The organism is Methylobacterium brachiatum, assembly GCF_020523825.1.
Taxonomy (GTDB): Bacteria; Pseudomonadota; Alphaproteobacteria; order Rhizobiales; family Beijerinckiaceae; genus Methylobacterium; species Methylobacterium brachiatum.
Genome location: NZ_JAJALK010000025.1, coordinates 21,997 through 36,002, shown reverse-complemented (window position 1 = coordinate 36,002; position 14,006 = coordinate 21,997). Strand labels below are relative to the sequence as shown.

Genomic DNA, 14,006 nt, shown 5'->3' with positions numbered 1-14,006 from the left:
GGACAACGCTCATGGCGCGGACCGTCCCTAAACTCCCTGCCTACGCCGCGCGGCTGGACGGCCGATCGTGCGCCGCGCCACTGCGCATATCGAGACCGCCGACCCGGCGCCATCCAGCCCAGCCCTTCGAGCACTTCGCAACGAGGGCGGTCGGTTGTGGCATTTAGGGTCGCCGCGCGGACGATACTCGAACTCGGCGCCGAGCTGATCAGCTCGGACGCGACAGCGCTCTATGAACTCATCAAGAACGCGTACGACGCCCGCTCAAAGCGCGCGACGATCGCGATCACGACGGTGTTCAAATACAGCCATCTGCGCGACACGCTGAGGCGGATCGAGCAAGCACAAAAGACGGTGGCAAGGCAGGGTGCCGACGCCGCCGTCCTCGCGGATCGCATCTTGCAGGACGTCCTCTCGAAGATCGACGAGAGCGCACCTGAGCACGTCCGGCAGGAATTCATTGCGCGGGTCAGCCAACAATCCGGGCTTCTCTCGCTCGCCGAGGCGCTCAAAGCGGCGTTCGACGACCTCAATACCATCGCGGTCATCGACACCGGTCGCGGCATGACGCTGAAACTGCTCGACGAGGTCTTTCTGACCATCGGTACGCGCTCACGCCTAGACCCGTCCGACGACGGCCGTGCCTTCGTCGGCGGGAAAGGTCTCGGGCGTCTCTCAACGATGCGTCTCGGCGATCACCTGACGGTGGAGACGAGCACGCGCGGCGAGCGGCACTGGAACGTGTTGCAGATCGATTGGCGTGCCTTCACACACGAGTCGGCGGTGTCGCTCGACAAAGTCACGGTTCAGCCAAGACAGGGCGATTTGAAGACCGACGCAACGGTCTCGGGTACGACACTGTGCATCAACGCGCTCAAAGCGGACTGGGACTGGGATCGCGTCAAGCGGCTGACCGACAATTACTTCGACCGCCTGTTCGATCCGTTCCACGGTTACGTGAGATACCCGCTGGTCATCGAGGTCAATGGCCGCCGGATACCGATTCCGACCTTCGCACGCGAGGTTTTCGCCGCCGCATTCGCGCGCGGGTCGATCCGGTACGACATCGACCCCGTCGAAGGCCCTGGCCTGACGTTCGACATCGAATATCTAAGTTACGACAGAAGAAAGACTGAATTCTGGAGTCGAGAAGACATCCTCGGTGTGACGTCAAAGGATGATGTCTCGGTCGCAGCCATGGAGAGTCTCGGTCCGTTCAAAGCCGATTTTCACTGGTTCAATCGCCAAAAAATCAAGGGCATCGACGGCGTCGGCGATCGAAACAAAATCAGGGACACCGTCAATCAGTGGGCGAACGGCCTAATGATGTACCGCGACGGGTTCCGCGTGAATCCTTACGGTAACCCGGATGATGATTGGTTAGGAATCGATTCCAGGGCGCTAAGCTCGAGCGGATACAAAGTCAATCGCAAGCAGCTCATCGGGGCGGTCTACATCTCCGCAACCGAAAATCCTCATCTCATCGATCAGACCAATCGCGAGGGTTTGCGAACGAATGAAGAGAAAACGCTGCTTGTTCTCCTGCTCAGGAAAGCCTTGACCGAGAATTTCAAGGATTTCCTGAATTCCGTGGAGGCGGAAGCCAGGAAAAAAGCGCACGTTGATGTTCAAGAAGTATCGAATTTCTTGCATTCCACGGCGAAGAAAGTCAGCGATGATTTGTCGACTCTGAGAGCGGTGGTTCCGGCTGAGAAGCGCGGGGATGTAGATTACCTTCAAGGGGCGTTCCAGGATATGGAGACCCGCCTCAAGAACTCACGGGACGCGCTGGTCTCAGCGGAGCGGCAGCACAGGGATCTCGTCGATTTGGCGGGGGTCGGTCTGCAGGTTGAGATCATCGCGCACGAACTGGGTCGCGTGACGCGGCAGACACTCGATACGATCGCTGGCGTGGACCGGGCGCACATCCCCAAATCCGTGGCCGCGGCTTTCGACGCGGTCGAGAGCCAAATGCGCATCATGCGCAAGCGCCTCGAAGCGCTGGATCCCCTCGGCCCAAACAGTCGCAATCGGGCCGAGAAGTTCGATGTTCGCGGGCTCGCGAGAGATATCTTCGCTTCCCATAGCGATCGCTTCGCCCGCCTCGGGATCGAGCCGGAGCTCGACCTCGGCGATGCCGGCTCCCAAGCCTACGAGGTCCGAGCCGTGCGGGGTATGATCGTACAGGTATTGGAGAATTTGATCGACAACTCGATCTTCTGGCTCCGGCAGCAGAAGAGGCTCGATCCGACCTTCGTGCCAAAGATCAGCTTGCAGATCGATGCCGCGGCATCGGAGCTTCGCCTGACCGACAATGGGCCCGGGATCCCTCGAGAACGCGCAGAAGAGGTCTTCAGGCCATTCGTGACGTTCAAGCCGCCCAATGAGGGTAAGGGGCTTGGGCTCTACATCTCCCGGGAAATCGCCAAGCGCCACGCCGGGGATCTCTACCTCCTCGACAATCCCGATGCACGCGGTCGCTTGCATACTTTCGTCTTGAGCATCAGCGGACAGTAAGATGGATCTCGCAGACGCCAAAGCGATCTTCCAGAACCGGAAGGTTACGAAGGCATTGTTGATCGACGACGCCTTCGATCCACAGCCAGATTACGATGAGGGCGATCTCGAAGGAGCCTTCCTGCTCATCGAGGCGGATGATCAGCTCGAGGCCGCGTTCACGGAGGCGGGCGGCACTTGGCCGGTCGACCGGGCGGCATTCTCCGATCAGATCCGCACAGATAGTGCATTGCAGGAGCGCCTCCGGCAGAGTTTCAGTTCCGGAGAGGCGTCTCCTATCGCGAAGATCGCCAAGACGATCCTCGGAACCGTCCAGCTTGAATACGCCATCAAACGCGCGCCTCTCGACGCCCTCCGCGCCTTGCTTTCGCAGCTCGGGGTCGAGACCAAGGAAATCGGCAGGGACGACAACTCGAAGCTCGAGAAATTCCCGCTTATTTTTCTCGATTATTATTTAGGAGATAATTCTGCTCCCTCGATCGATCGGTCGATCGGAAAGATCAAGGACGTGCTCAGTCATTACCGCGACGACGAAATGCCGATCGTCGTGCTGATGTCATCCGAGCTCAGAGATCAGAATCTTGCCGAAAGCTTCCGCGAAAAGGCGGAGCTGCTCGGCTCTCAGTTCAAGTTCGTGACGAAAAATCAGTTCCACGACGCGGTGTTCGAATTTGTCTCGAGCCTGGCCGATCGCGTGCAGAGCCTCGGCCAAAGCCAGATCGTCGGTGAGTTCGTCCGGACCTGGCGCACGGCGCTGGTCGACGCGATCGAGGAATTCACGCGCGAGATCAAGTCGCTCGACAATCCGGATTTCTATTTCATCTGGAAAAGTGCCGGCGAGGGCAGGAACGGACGCTTCGGTGAGCACGTCTCAAGCCTGTTTGAGGGCTATCTTCGCAAGCAGATGGAGGACCACAAGGGCCTGAACACCGCGACGGCAAAGCTCGGCCGGTTGCACTTCGACGCACAGCCGTCGCAGGCCTTGATCCCGAGCCCGGCCGTGGCAAAGCTCGCCCACGCAACGGCCTTCCGGACGATGGAGCCGTTCCCGGCTCAGTACGCTGGGCCAGGGCTTGGGATCGATCTCGGCGAGCTTTTCATCAGCGAGCACGTCCAAGGTCGCGGCAGAGATCGCCAGCGGGTGATGAACGCCTCCATGGTCATCTCACAAGCCTGCGACCTCGAGCACGGCAAGGTGGGCACCGTGTTGCTGATCGACGGGGATGTTCATAAGCGTTCGGCTCAGATGCGGTCCGGAAGCAGCTCGAATTACGAGCGTGTCCTGCGTATCGACATCTTCCAATATGAGAATGACGAGGGGCAGACCGAGGATCTGATCATCGAGTGGGACGCGCAGCGCTTGCGCGCGATTCCCGTCGAGAGCTTCCACCGGGAGATGAGGGACGCCAAATTTCAGCGCGTTGCTCGGCTCCGCCCCGTGCATGCGTTGGCGATGCAACAGAAATTTGCGGCCAATCTCACCCGCGTCGGAATGCCCGACAAGCTGCCGTCGTACCGCTATACGGCGCTCGAGGTCGTCGTGAAGAAACGCGACGGCGTGTTCACCCGGCTCTTCGATCCGATCCGACGCGAGGCGAATCTGGCCTGTGTTGTCGGAGATGAAGACCGAACCGCCGTAATCATGGACCCGATCTTCGTTCAGATCCGCACCGCCCTCGCGGCTGCCGACCCCGCCCAGTACGAGAGCGGCGTGCTCGCGCAACTGCGCGGAGAGTTCGACGACTTGGGAAAAATTCGCCGCCTGCGTCGCGCGGATCTGGACAAAAATCGCCGGCAGTATGGCCCTGTCATGCTTCAGGACGGTGAGGGGCCGATCTCCGGACGGGAAGAGTTCGTCAAAAAGGTTCAGATGGTCGTCAACCTCTTTCCGGAGCGCTGATCGTCATCACCGGACGCTGCTTCGTGGCCGGGCGCTAAACCCGGGTCCTCGAAGCGGCGCTGTGACATCACGCGAGGGGCGCGAGCCGCGGTTCGCAGGATGCTCGATTGACCCATCACTCTGTCGACGCTGCACCGGCCGGTAAACCGGGCCATGAACAGTTCGGCCGTGGAGGGCGCGTGCGCGCTGTTGACGTCCCGATCGGAGGGGCGTTGCCGGCCGCCGGACCGGACACGCGCGTGCATTCGGGCTATCCCACCGGTCAAACGGGGACCGCCCGCCTTGGCGTCACAGCCATTTCCAGCCGTCCCAACAGCTCAGAGGCGAGGTCGCGATGAAGGGACTAGGTGAGCGCTGGGTGCGGTTTCTGCGCCTGTACGGTCCGACGCCGCACAACGAGAACATGTACGACGAGCACATCAATCGTTCGGCCAAGCGGCTCGATGTCCGACCGATCTCGTTTCACCACCCCGTACAGACGAAGCTTCTCGCATTGCTTCAAGCCGATGCGAACCGGGCTCGATGCGTCGTCCTCACGGGAACGGCGGGCGATGGAAAGAGCCGCTTGTGCGGGCGTGCGTGGTCGGCGCTCGGCGGGGACGGCGCCGTCTGGGCGACCGACCAGCTGTATTACGAGACCGCCGCGACGATCGCAGGCCGAGCGCGGACGGTCGGCGTCATTCGCGATCTGACAAAACTTCCAGGCTTCGGACCGGTCGGCCCCTACGCGGACCGGCGCGAACTGCTCTGCGCGGTCAGCGCGGCGATGCTGGATCCCGATCCGGATCGCATCTTCATCGTTGCCGCCAACGACGGACAGCTGATGGAGGCGTGGCGGAGACTCGGCGATGCTCAACATGCTCCGCGTGTCAGAGCTCTGCTCGAAAACCTTCTCGTCCGGGATCGCGACCCGGCATCGGACGGCGTGGCGTTCTTCAATCTGAGCCAGATCCCGTGTGTGGACATCCTCGACTTGAGCCTCTCGGCCTTGCTGGAGCACGAAGGCTGGCAGGCTGCCTACGACGAGGCGACTGAGGCGGGCTTCTTCGGTCCGGAATGCCCGATCCGCAGGAACTTCGAGACGCTCCGACAGCCGCTCTTCCAAGCGCGGCTACGAGCGCTGTTCGTACTGCTCGACCACAGCGGGTTGCACACGCCGGTCCGGCGCGTTCTCCTGTTCCTCGCCAACGTGATCCTCGGGCATCCGGCCGTGAAGGACCGCCTGATGCAACCGTCGGATATCGCCAGCCTTCAGGCCGCCGGCGCCCTGCACCGCTCCGACATCTACGACAACGTCTTCGGCGAGAACCTGACACCGGCGCGGCGCGAGAGCTTGGAAATCATCGAGTTCCTCTCACGTTTCGGCATAGGCCATGAGACGACCAATCGCATAGACAACATTCTGATCTTCGGCTCGGACGATGAAGTGTTACGACAGCACTTCATCACGCTGGTTGAGCAGGGCACGCCGCCGCGTCGGCTCGCGGAACTGCGCACCGCCCGCACAAGCTATCTCGAGAGTCCAGAGACCGAACTCGACGGCGGCCATCCGTTCCTGAGTTCACTCGTGGCGCAGCGACGCGCGATGTTCTTCCGGATCCCCAAGGACCAAGCCGAGGAGCTGCGCCTGTGGGATCTCAGCGTATTCTCGCGCGCTGGAGAGTATCTCGACGAGGTCGTCCGGCCTCTGTCTCAGGACGGCCGCGTCGGCCGACGTATCCTGGGGCGCCTGGTCAACGGTCTGAATCGTGTCTTCACGGGCATGCTGGTGTCAACCGATCGGGAACTTCTGCTCGCAACCAACCTGTCCTACTCTGGGTCCGGTCTGAGCCAGCTCCTCGAAGAGCGCATCTCCGTCGCGCCGAAACGTCATGAGCGCGTCGAACTTGTTCAGGTCGATACTGTGCCAACGCTCGTCGTCCACCTTGATGCCGACGTCCGCTGCCCCCTCACGCTCAACTTGATCCGCTACGAGTTCCTGATGCGGGTCGCGTCAGGGGCGCTGCCCGGAAGCTTCTCGCGCGAATGCCATGAGGACATTCTGGCCTTCAAGAGCACCATCCTCGCAGCATTGGAGCGTGTGCGTCCGCCGGACGCGTACGGAGATCTCGTGTTCAAACTGCTCACCTTGAACGCGGCCGGGGATCCGGCCGACGAGGTTATCGAGGTTGCCGATGCTTGAGACGCTTCCGCCGCCTCCCGTCGGGCACCATCCACGCAACGACATGTGGGTGGATGAGCAAATCTGGGGACACCGGCTCTGGGACTCGACGACACCCTGGTTGATCTTCCTGGAGTTCCTCGGTGTCGCGGAGGCGTGCGAGCGAGCCGGCAAGCTGCTCGATGACGGCGGCACGCCATACCCGCTGAGCTACAAGCCGGCACGGCGGATGTATGCCCGCAACATCCTCTACAACGGCGAGTCCGTGAGCCGGATTGCCGCGCGCGGCGGCAGTGACGTGGCATCGTGGGAGGAATGGATCGGGCTCATGAACGAGCGCGCGCAGGGAATCCCAGTCCGGGATTTCTCATACCTGCGCAAGCGCTTCGGGTCGTTTCGGGATTTTGCAAGCCTCGTGACGATGCTGCGGTCGTCGACGATCGAGAGCGGCGCCAACAAGCGTTGGAGCTCGCGGTTCGTGTTTCCGTTCGGTCGACATGCCCTGTATGAGGACCTGAACCTCGTTAACGGCAATCCGTCGCGCGAGTACATCAACTTCGGTCTTCCAGGCGAGCTGATCTACCAGATGCTCTGCCGCTCCTCCGTGGCAGCCGCGCTGCGACCGCACTTTCTCAAAGCGTTCGATGGCGATCCCTGCGACCGGCTCTTGAAGCTGATCGAGCCGATCTACGACGAGGACCGACAATCGCGCGGCAACAGCTATCTCCCGTACGCGCAGCACTCCTGCTTCGACGACCTCGGCCGAGATTGGCTGGCTGTGTTCGAGCTCGGCCTGCCACGCTTCGATGCTTACCCGCATCTCGCGACGCTCGGAGCCTTTCACCTGCTCCGCTACCAGCTCGTCGTCGCCGCCGAACTCTGCCAGCGACCCGCCCCATCCTTTGTCTGCGAGGTCGTCGTCCCCAAAAAAACACTCGTGCGCGAGTTGGCAGTCACGAGCTACCAGCGCAACAACGCGCTTCCTGAGCGCGCGATCGAAGCCTATGTCGCGGGGATCGCGCGGAGCCCGGAATGGCTGCAGGCATTGGCGGGCGAGACGCCGTTCACCGATTGCCGCCGGATCCTGATCGATCGGGTCCGCTGGCCGGCCGGCGACGACTACGACGGCGCGCACGACCCGGAAATGCTGCTCGCCGAGTTTCGTCGTGCGGCGGTCAACCGCCACCGCAACCACGTCGCCAACGTGCATCGCTCCTATGGCATCGGAGCCGGGCTGGTCTCGCGCCGGGGTACGACGCGGCTGCGGTACGCGCCCACCGACGCGCTGCTCAAGGCTCTGATCCTCGCAAACGTGGCGACGCGCATGGACTACAGCGCGTTCCTGACCCTCCTCTATGACCGCTACGGGCTCGTCATCGGGGAGAAGGAGGCTGAGCGCGCTCTGGACCAAGAGGAATTCGACAAGAAGGCGTTTCAGGCGAATTCCGGCCGTTTGGAGCGGCGCCTTCGCACGCTCGGCATGCTTCGCCGTTTGTCCGACGCCTGCGCCTACATCGAGAACCCGCTCGCGAGGATCACGCAGTGACCCGAAACGACCTCATCGGCCGCGTGGCCGCGGCTCAACTGCGCGCCGAGCTGGGCGACGCGGAGGCCGGTACCGGTATCGCGCGCGTCCTCATCGATGGCCTCAACGTCGCGCAGACGGCTGCCATTGCCTCGGCCGTGCTTGCAGACCCGATTTTGGACGCGCGTGTGGCCGTCAAGCTGCCCGCGAGCCTGTTCGGCGCGAGCGGGTTGCCGGCGGAGGCTCTCACGACGCTGCCGGCGACCTTCTACCGGGACGCCGCGTGCGAGAAGGGGGCTTACCTCGTCACCACCCTCGGCGGCGACGAGGAGCAGTCGCTCCAAGACATGAGCCGCCTCGGCGTGCCCGAACTTCTCGAGCGGCTGCCGCTCTGGGTCGCGGCCGTCGAGGCAGACCTCGGCCTCACTGACGATCTGCGCGTCGTCTTCGAGCGCGCGCTCGCCGGACTGAGCCAGCTGCGCACGACCTCCCTCGACCGCTTCGCGGGCTACGTCCTGCGCGTGAGCGCCGCGTGCCGGGACGAAGGGCATCCGCTCATCAACGCCCTCGGGGCTGCCCTCCCGGCCCTGCAACTGCCCAAGGATCCGACCGCCTTCACGAGCATCAAGGAGCGTTCGCGCCGTCACACCTCGGCCTGGCAGCGGGAATTCGCAGGCCTGAACCGGCGCCGGAAGGGCCTCCTCCTGAAGGAGACGCAAGCGCAGCTTCTGCTGAACGAGGATGATCTGCGTGCCGCGTTCGCCAAGACACGGGTCGGGATCTCCGAATGCTATCATCCGGTCATCGAAGCGTTCATCAGCGCACATCCCGGCTGGAACGCGGAAGCCGCGGCACTGGCAGAATGTGAGTGGGAGCAGATCAAGCCCCTGTTCGAAGGGCTGACGCGCGAGAAGTTTAATCTCGGCAACGAGACCCGTCGGTTTTTTGCGGAAGGCGAGGACGGCCTGCTCTCCGCAGAGGACGAGGAATATCTCCGGCTTCTGTCCGAGCGCACCCCATCCGATCCGCGCCCAGAGGACGTTGAGTTCTACGACGCCCACCGCGACGAGCTGCGGATTGATCGCAAGCTCAAGTCTGCCTGGGACAAGTTGATCTACGGGCGCCCTCGCGAAACGTCCGACTTCCTAGCCGGTCTGGCCGCCGCGATGGAGACGTTCCTCGCCCAAGGCGGTACCAAGCGCACGCTCAGGATCCGCTGCGACCGCGCAACGAAGCGCGACCTCCGCTCGCTCAACGCGGATGCGGGCGCCTACTTCGCCCTGCGCTACGCCGGATTGCAGCGCCTGCTCGGGCCGGATGTCGTTCTCGATCTCGGACCGTTGCTCGACTTCCACACGCTGCTTGCCGAGTGGCGCCAAGCCAAAACCAAGGGCGTCCCGAACCGCTCGACTGCGAAAGCCGCGCTGCAGCTGAAGTTCCAGCTCGACATGGAGAGCGAGACCGCGACGGGATCCGTTCAGGTCTCCTCCACGCAACTGATCTGGCGCTACGAGCCGAACGTCATCGCGTCGCAATTCGTCGACGATTGGGCCCGCCTGGAGGCGCATCCGTTCACGACCGGTCGGACCGCGCGTGAGCCGGCCGTGGCCGGCCGCCGCGCAGGGACCATCGATCTGCGCGACCTGCGCACCCTCGTGCCGGCCTACGACCGGGACCGTGGCTCGCTTCTGGCCGTGTACCGCAAGGAGAACGATCTGGCGCTGTTCTGGCCCGTGCGGCTGCAGAACCATGTGGCGGAAGGCCTGATCACGCCCGAGGCCGCCAGCACGCTCGCGGCCGCGTTCGATGCGTTCCGAACCGCCTTCGCCGACGCCGTTCGCGGCTTCCGAACACACGGGGCCGGTGCGGAGGGGCTGCGGCTTCAGGCGGGAGCCTACGCCACGCTGCTCGAGCAGCTGATGCGCTTGGCGCCCGGCGACCGGAACCGGGAGGCGCTTCTGCGGCCGCTCCTAGAGTCGGGAACCACCGCCGTCGACGACGGCGAACCGGCTGCGATCGTGGCGCCCTGGCACCCCCTGCGATTGGCAGCGCTGTGGCGCAAGGCGCAACTCGTCACGCGGATCGTCCGGCTCGCGATCGCCGGCGGAGACGGACAAGGCGGCGATACCCGGCTGTTCTTCCGCGATCTCGCGGCGGATCTCGAACACCCCTTCTACCCGGAGGTGGTGGTATCTTGGACGGGCCGGAAGGCCGACCTGCTCGCGCTGGTCGACACCAAGGGCGACTACACGCTGCACGAAGCGCCGGTGCTGGACCGGGACGGCTCCGCGGACGTCAACGACGACCCGAGCGCGGGGGCAGCCTGTGTTCTCGACCTCGTTCGGCGCTACATCGCACTGCATCCGCACGAGCGCGCGAACCTGTCTGTCGTGCTGTTTGATTGTGACTCGCCACGGCTCCCGCAATCGGTCGTGCAGGGCCTGGGTGGCATTCACGACGACGCCGAAGACGTGCGCTGTCAGGTGATGCTCCGGCATACCGATCCCCCGCGCCTGCGCGAGCTCTACCGCTCGATACTGTCGGCTGAGGAGGACGCCGACAGCTACTCAGCCTCAGAGGCCACACAAGACTTCATGGCGCGTTTGCGCATCAGCGTGATCGCCGATGAAGCGCCCCCACCGGATCCGCGCGACGGACGGCCCTACGATATCGTCTTCAGCCAAGATGTCATCTCGCGGCACGCAACACTGGAATGGTACGCGGAGTCGGCCCGGCCCGCCGATCTCGAGGCGTTGCTGCCAGCTCGCTGGTCGCGCCGGCGGCCGGCTTGTGCCGATGACTTGAAATCGGCCGTCTACCTCTGCTGTCCCGTCCAGAGCCGAGAGGGCTGGGCCTTCCTGTCAGCGGCCACGACCTTCCTGAAAGGGGACTTTCGTGAGGATGGCGACCGGCGGCTGCTCCCGACCCGGCAGCTCGACTTCCACGACCCTAGAACGGCCCGCATCTTCGCGGAGACGCACGACCTGGGTGCTTGGGTGGTGAACCACGACGAGCTGCTCGATCGCCGGCAGCTTCAGAACCAGAAGGTTCGTGTCATCCGGTACAAGCAGTCGGCCACCCAGGGGCGCAATGTCGTCATCTCCTCGTTAGCACCCCTCGGGCTCCTTCGGGCCATGGTGCGGACCCGACTGAACGGGTTGCACCTCGGCCTGGACGAGGCAGCCGTTCAGGCGTTGGCGGACAAGCTCATCACCGCGGCAAACGACGTGTCGGGCGATATCGTCCTGCGTGCGGCCAAGCGCGGCGAGGCTGCCAGCGAACTCATCGGGGTCGTGCTCAGCCGATATCTCGCGCGGCGCGAATTCGACCCGACCGCACTCGTCGGTTGGTACTTCCTCGACGACTACGCGGCCTGGCTCGGCGCCCGAGAGGAGACGCAGGCCGACATCTTGGCCCTCGCGCCTCAAGAGCGGCCAGACGGACGCCTCGAGCTTACGATCGTGGTGACCGAAGCCAAGTACGTCGGCGCCACGCTGCTCCCGGTCAAACGCAAGGAGTCGGCAAAGCAGCTGCGTGACACCGTCAAACGCGTTCGCGAGGCTCTGCTCGGTGAGGGCACACGCCTGGATCGCGAGTCTTGGCTCTCGCGACTGGGAGACTTGCTGCTCGATGGCATCCAGGTTCCCGCCGCGAGCCCGATGAACCTCTCCGAGTGGCGGCGGGCGGTGCGAGAAGGCCGGTGTGACCTCCGCGTGCGCGGATACAGTCATATCTTCGTTCCGACCGCGAGCGATGAGCCGAGCCCGACAGAGGTGGCGCCTGTCACAGGCTTGAGCGACTGCCAGCAGGAGATCTACGGGCGCGCCGAGCTGAAGGCGCTGCTCCTCGCCTTCGCGCAGGATCTCGACCCAGCGCCGATCCGCACCGCGGCCGGCGCCGTTCTCCCAGCCCAGGTCACTGGCCGCGACACCTCCGCGATTCCGGCGGTGCCGCCCCCGTCAGTGACCGAGCCTGATCCGATCGGACCAGAGGCGCTTTCGCCCGCTTCCGTATCGCCCGACGCGGAAGTCGGCGACGCGGGATCCACCGGTGTTCCGGTCCCACCGAAGGGCGACGATGTCATCGACGCGCTGATCCAAGCGCACGTCCAATCAGATGAGGACGATCAGACCTGGCTCGGGACTGTTGCGACCGCGACCCGCAGCGCATTGCAGCAGCTCGGGCTACAGGCCAAATCGGTGTCTCAGTTGCTGACGCCCAACACCGCCCTCCTCCGCTTCGCTGGCAGCGCGAACATGACAGCGGAGCTCGTCACTAAGTACCGCTCGCAGCTGCTGAGCACCTTCAGCCTGACCGTCGTCTCGGCGCGCCCTGAGCCGGGGGCCGTCGCCATCGCGATCGCGCGACCGAAGCGACGGGTTGTCACGATCGAGCAGGTCTGGGAGCGCTGGAGGCCACAGCCGTCCGGGAACGGCAACCAAGACCTCGTGATCGGACTCAAGGAAGAGGACAACTCACTTCTGACCTTCTCACCGGGAGGCTTGCACGCGCCCCACACGCTGATCGCCGGAAGCACGGGGTCGGGAAAGTCCGTGCTCATGCAGGCCATCCTGCTCGGTCTCGCCATCACGAATACACCCCGGCAAGCGCAAATCATCCTGATCGATCCGAAGCAGGGCGTCGACTACTTCGCCTTCGATGCCCTCCCCCACCTGGACGGCGGCTTGATCGACAACCAGGCCGCCGCGATACAGCGGCTCGAGGCGCTCGTCGCGGAGATGGAGCGACGCTACAAGCTCTTCCGCACGGTCCGCGTCGCCAATATCGCGGCTTACAACGCGAAGGTCGCACCGTCCGAGCAGCTCCCGGCTTACTGGGTCATCCACGATGAATTCGCCGAGTGGATGCTCTCGGAGGAGTATCGCACCGCCGTCACGGCGACGGTGGGCCGCCTGGGCGTAATGGCGCGCGCTGCGGGCATTTACCTGATCTTCGCGGCGCAACGGCCGGAAGCGAGCGTGATGCCGATGCAGCTCCGCTCACAGCTCGGCAATCGCCTGATCCTGCGCGTCGACTCCGAGGGCACCTCCGAGATCGCGCTTGGCCAGACCGGGGCTGAGCGGCTGCTCGGTCGCGGGCATCTTCTCGCGAGGCTGGAAGGCGAGCAGGACCTCATCTACGCACAGGTGCCACTGGCCTCCTCACTGTTCATCGAGGCCGTGGTCGATCACCTCGCACAACAGTTTCCCGTATCGGAGATCCACGAGCCGGTCTGACCCCTCCCCGTTTCGACATTGAGCGGGGCCACCCTCGCTCAATCTCAGCGTGTCAACGGCGCGGCGCATGTCGAGCACGGCGAAGGACACCCGTTTCGGCGAGGTCCATTCCTCCGGATCACCAAGGGCGAAGGCGGTGGCAACGGCGAGACTGGCCGTGAGATCTAGAAATTCTGTCGGCAAGCCGTAGTGCTGTGCGAATCCAGCGGCCTGCATACGTCCCAACCCGAGCCATGCCACGAGCTCGTCGGTGGCGCGCAGGGAGATCGCTTTCAGGGCGCGCGCGAAGGGGACACGAACATCCTCCGGCAGAGAGGCGAACACGCCGCGCTCGAGGGATTCAATTCGTTCCATGCTGGACGTCGGCCGCGGCCAGCTTCCAGCCTCACTGCGGTGGAGCCACCGGGGCACATCAACCTCGAACATCTTCCCCGTGTCTGGGTCGATTCCTGTATGTTGGCACGTGGCCTCGGGGTAACAACCACCAAGGTTGACCAGCGCCGAGCCCAAGCTATCGAAGCGGTCCTGCGGCGGAATGTATGGAAGCTGGAAAGGGAGAATTTTAACCTCCTACTGCCCCGGTCGCGGTATGACTCGCAAATGGCTGTTGCTACAATCGGCAATGCTGTTCGATGCGAAGCGGTAAACTGAAAAATTATAACTTGA

6 protein-coding genes are annotated in these 14,006 nt (G+C 63.8%); 5 read left to right on the top strand and 1 reads right to left on the bottom strand.

What is annotated here, in order from left to right; all coding sequences use genetic code 11:
• The first annotated feature begins 156 nt into the window (after positions 1-156).
• From LGR69_RS29525 to LGR69_RS32130, 5 genes are all read left to right on the top strand, one after another.
• Positions 157-2,517, top strand: a complete 2,361-nt coding sequence (locus LGR69_RS29525; protein ID WP_230368301.1) for a sensor histidine kinase — start codon at positions 157-159, stop codon at positions 2,515-2,517.
• A gap of 1 nt (position 2,518) precedes the next feature.
• The gene (locus LGR69_RS29520) at positions 2,519-4,417 is read left to right on the top strand and encodes a hypothetical protein (protein ID WP_230368299.1); all 1,899 of its coding nucleotides are present in this window, start codon (positions 2,519-2,521) and stop codon (positions 4,415-4,417) included.
• A gap of 358 nt (positions 4,418-4,775) precedes the next feature.
• Positions 4,776-6,599: a hypothetical protein gene (locus tag LGR69_RS29515; RefSeq protein WP_230368298.1), complete on the top strand. Its 1,824-nt coding sequence runs from the start codon at positions 4,776-4,778 to the stop codon at positions 6,597-6,599.
• Entirely contained in the window at positions 6,592-8,124 is a 1,533-nt protein-coding gene (locus tag LGR69_RS29510; protein ID WP_230368296.1) for a hypothetical protein, read from the top strand. Before LGR69_RS29515 ends, LGR69_RS29510 begins: the two co-directional genes overlap by 8 nt.
• Positions 8,121-13,340 carry an FtsK/SpoIIIE domain-containing protein gene (locus tag LGR69_RS32130; RefSeq protein WP_230368295.1) on the top strand — a complete coding sequence of 1,740 codons (5,220 nt, stop codon included), beginning with the start codon at positions 8,121-8,123 and terminating at the stop codon, positions 13,338-13,340. Before LGR69_RS29510 ends, LGR69_RS32130 begins: the two co-directional genes overlap by 4 nt.
• Here the strand turns inward: LGR69_RS32130 and LGR69_RS29500 are convergent.
• The gene (locus LGR69_RS29500; RefSeq protein WP_230368293.1) at positions 13,266-13,694 is read right to left on the bottom strand and encodes an FRG domain-containing protein; all 429 of its coding nucleotides are present in this window, start codon (positions 13,692-13,694) and stop codon (positions 13,266-13,268) included. The genes LGR69_RS32130 and LGR69_RS29500 overlap by 75 nt on opposite strands.
• Between the last annotated feature and the right edge of the window lie 312 nt (positions 13,695-14,006).